Below are 3,344 nucleotides of genomic sequence, written 5' to 3'. Positions count from 1 at the left end.
TGCAAGCCCGGTTGTGTGGCCTGATACACCTGAGCGTTTATTGCATGTTTTAAGCTTAAAACCTGTTCAGTAGCCCGTAACCTAAACAAAAAAATACCGCGTTCATCGCGGTATTTTTTTGTCTAAGGATCGGCTTCAAAATTACTTGCGCTTTTGTTTTCAAAATAACCCGTCATTTAGGATTGGCTTCAACATTACTTGCGATTTTGTTTTTAAAATAGCCAGTCACTTAAGGCTTTTTGGAAACAATTTAGCGCAAGTTATTTTGTAACGATTCCTTCAGGATTTTTGAAAACAATTTAGCGCAAGTTATTGTGTAACGATTGCTAAGCATCATTCACATGCGCTAACTGCTCCCTGCTTGGCCACGCATTAAGTACCGCTTTTACTAATGTTGCTAATGGAATAGCAAAGAAAACGCCCCAAAACCCCCATAAGCCACCAAATACGAGTACTGCAATAATAATAATAACAGGATGTAAGTTAACCGCTTCTGAAAAAAGCAGAGGCACAATCAAGTTGCCATCTAACGCTTGTACAATACCGTAAGCGGCCATCAAATAAACAAAGTCAGCCGTAAACCCCCATTGAAACAGGGCAACCACAGCAACAGGCACTGTAACAGCGGCCGCACCAATGTAGGGGATCAAGACAGAAAGTCCCACTAATACCGCAAGCAATGCAGAATAACGCAAGTCCATAAAGAAAAATACAAAATAGGTCGCAACTCCTACGATCAAAATTTCAATCACTTTACCACGAATATAATTCATGATTTGACCATTCATCTCTTCCCAAACTTGTACTGCAAGTTTACGATTTTCTGGTAAAAACTTTACCAAACTGCGGGTTAAGGTTAACTTATCTTTAAGCATAAAGACCATCATCAATGGCACTAAAATCGCATATACAATCAGGGCGGCAATATTAAGCAGAGAACTAAATGAATGTGATAATAGAAAACCACCACTCTCTAATATATAGGCACGAATATTTTCAACCAATAATGCAATAGTAATAGGATCGATCATATCAGGGTACTGAGTCGGTAATGTGACCAAGAATGCTTGCGCTTGATTAAACATAACCGGTAGATCTTGAATCAACGAGGCTCCCTGTTTAAATACCGTCGGTAAAACACCTAAAAATGCGAATACTGCGAGTGAAATAAACAACGTCATCACAACAAAAGTTGCCACCGTACGGTTTAGCTTAAAACGCATTAAATAGTTAACTGGCCAATCGAGCAGATAAGCCAATACAAGTGCAACAAACAATGGGGCAAGAATATTACCAAACAGATAAATAGTTAAAAAAGCCCCTGCTAATAAGAGAAAAAGCACACTTAAATTGGGATCTGCAAAACGATTTTTATACCAGTGAGTTAACTGTCCTAACATTTTTTTCTGTCCTTACTTTTGTTAATGGTAACGATTAATACAAATAGATTTTCATCTTCTGACATTTGGTAGTAAATCCCTTTTTTATCAAGATATAAAATAATATCTGACATCGCAGATACACTCGAAAAAAAAAGTTTAAGTGAACGGTTTTTAATCTCAGTTGTCAATAATAGTTCACGTTTTAATGTAACTAATGCAAGTGGGCAACGTAACTCTCGCAAATCTAGCGTAACCATATTCACTCTCTGCAATTTAAAGCGCTGATTATTACCTTTGCTTGCAGATAAGACAATCATCACTTGCAATAAATTGGAGCTTGTTTATGATTTTACCCCTCTCTTTTAATATGAGCCGTTAATGTGTTTAACAAATCGATAATTGTACCGTTATTTTTTCTGTTTTTATTCTTATCTGCAAGTAGCAATGCTTCTAATACATTACCTGATATTGGTACGGTGGGTGCAGGCGCGCTAACCATTGAGAAAGAAAAAGAGTATGGCTGGGCATTTCGTTTAATGGCCAATCAAGCATTGCCAATTATCCATGATCCTATTTTAAATCACTATATTGACTCTCTCGGACAAAATATTGTTGCACATGCCGACTCAGTAAAGTTACCTTTTAATTTTTTCCTGATCGAAGATAAAGAGATTAATGCAGCCGCTTTTTTAGGCGGTAACGTAAAAATACACACAGGGCTATTTTTATACGCTAAAAATGAGAGTGAACTTGCGGGGGTTGTCGCCCATGAGGTTGCTCATATTACCCAGCGTCACCTTGCGCGCATGCTCGAACAACAATCGTTTAGTAACCCCGCAACATTAGCGGCAATGGTAGGCTCAATATTACTTGCATTAGTTTCACCCGCAGCAGGCATGGCAGCACTGACTTCTACCATGGCACTGACCATGCAATCACAAATTAACTACACCCGTTTACATGAGTATGAAGCGGATCGCATTGGCATTCAGACGCTTTATAATGCGGGATACGATCCCTATGGCATGGCTGATTTTTTTGGAAAACTCGCTGAAAAATATAAATATGCCTCGATGCCACCGCAAATGCTATCCACTCACCCACTACCAGAAACCCGTTTAGCAGAAGCACGTTTACGTGCAGGACAACTGCCTTCTAAAAAAGTAAGAAGTAACCTTTCTTATCAACTGAGTAAGGCACGTATCACCGTACGTTATAACGATATGTCTGGTGCTGTAGCTATCGATTATTATAAAAGCCAGCTGAAAAACCATAAATATCAGCTAAAAGAAGCGGCAGAATATGGCCTAGCACTCGCTTATTTTAAAGATAAAAATGCCCAACAAGCGCATCAATTAGCGATAAAATTACTCAGTGCACACCCCACTAACCTTTTCTATCTCGATTTTATCACTGATACTTTATTGGCGCTAAATCAAGCAGAGAAAGCGATTCAGTTACTTAGCCCTTATCAGCAACAACGGCCTGAAAATGCAGTCATTACACTTAACTTAGTGATTGCACTGCAAACCATTGAGAAATACCAACAAGCAGAAAAATTATTAGAGCATTTTATTCGTACTCACCCGCAACATATTTTGGCACATCGACTTGCCATTGATCTTTACAAACTGATGAAAGAGCGTGCTAAAGAGCATGCAACAAAAGCACAACATTTAGCACTACAAGGACGTTTTAGAGAGGCAAGTCAAGAGATGGGCAGTGCATTAGTTTACACAGAAAGTAAACTAGACCAAGCGCGTTACAGTGCCAGCATTGCGTTTTATAAGAAACAAGATTTGCGTTTGCAATCTTTGCAGGAATAATACCGATTACATTAAGTATGTGATCTAAATTTTGCGCAGGGAAAACAGCTAAATTTAAGGCGTAAGTTGACGTAAATGGTTGTTCCCTTTACAAAACTTACAACGCAGAAGTGAGTTATTTTAACCAGTAAAATAG

The 3,344-nt window shown here is 38.5% G+C and carries 3 protein-coding genes; 1 reads left to right on the top strand and 2 read right to left on the bottom strand.

Annotated elements, in window-relative coordinates; all coding sequences use genetic code 11:
- Positions 1–326 precede the first annotated feature (326 nt).
- Both G322_RS0118175 and G322_RS21335 read right to left on the bottom strand, forming a co-directional pair.
- A complete protein-coding gene (locus G322_RS0118175) occupies positions 327–1,400 on the bottom strand; it encodes an AI-2E family transporter (RefSeq protein ID WP_022943111.1) in 1,074 nt (357 codons plus the stop codon).
- Complete coding sequence (locus G322_RS21335) at positions 1,394–1,639, bottom strand: sulfurtransferase TusA family protein (protein WP_156873998.1); 246 nt, start codon at positions 1,637–1,639, stop codon at positions 1,394–1,396. Before G322_RS21335 ends, G322_RS0118175 begins: the two co-directional genes overlap by 7 nt.
- A gap of 123 nt (positions 1,640–1,762) precedes the next feature.
- Here G322_RS21335 and bepA point away from each other — a divergent pair, with 123 nt between their 5' ends.
- Entirely contained in the window at positions 1,763–3,208 is a 1,446-nt protein-coding gene (bepA, locus tag G322_RS0118165; protein ID WP_022943109.1) for a beta-barrel assembly-enhancing protease, read from the top strand.
- Positions 3,209–3,344: the final 136 nt, after the last annotated feature.

It is taken from the genome of Psychromonas hadalis ATCC BAA-638, assembly GCF_000420245.1.
Classification (GTDB): Bacteria; Pseudomonadota; Gammaproteobacteria; order Enterobacterales; family Psychromonadaceae; genus Psychromonas; species Psychromonas hadalis.
Note: the sequence above shows the minus strand (reverse complement) of the source record. Positions and strands in the feature narration are given on the sequence as shown.

Coding starts and splice junctions, on each gene's coding strand:
- G322_RS0118175 (WP_022943111.1), bottom strand. CDS start 1,400: ATGTTAGGACAGTTAACTCACTGGTATAAAAATCGTTTTGCAGATCCC.
- G322_RS21335 (WP_156873998.1), bottom strand. CDS start 1,639: ATGGTTACGCTAGATTTGCGAGAGTTACGTTGCCCACTTGCATTAGTT.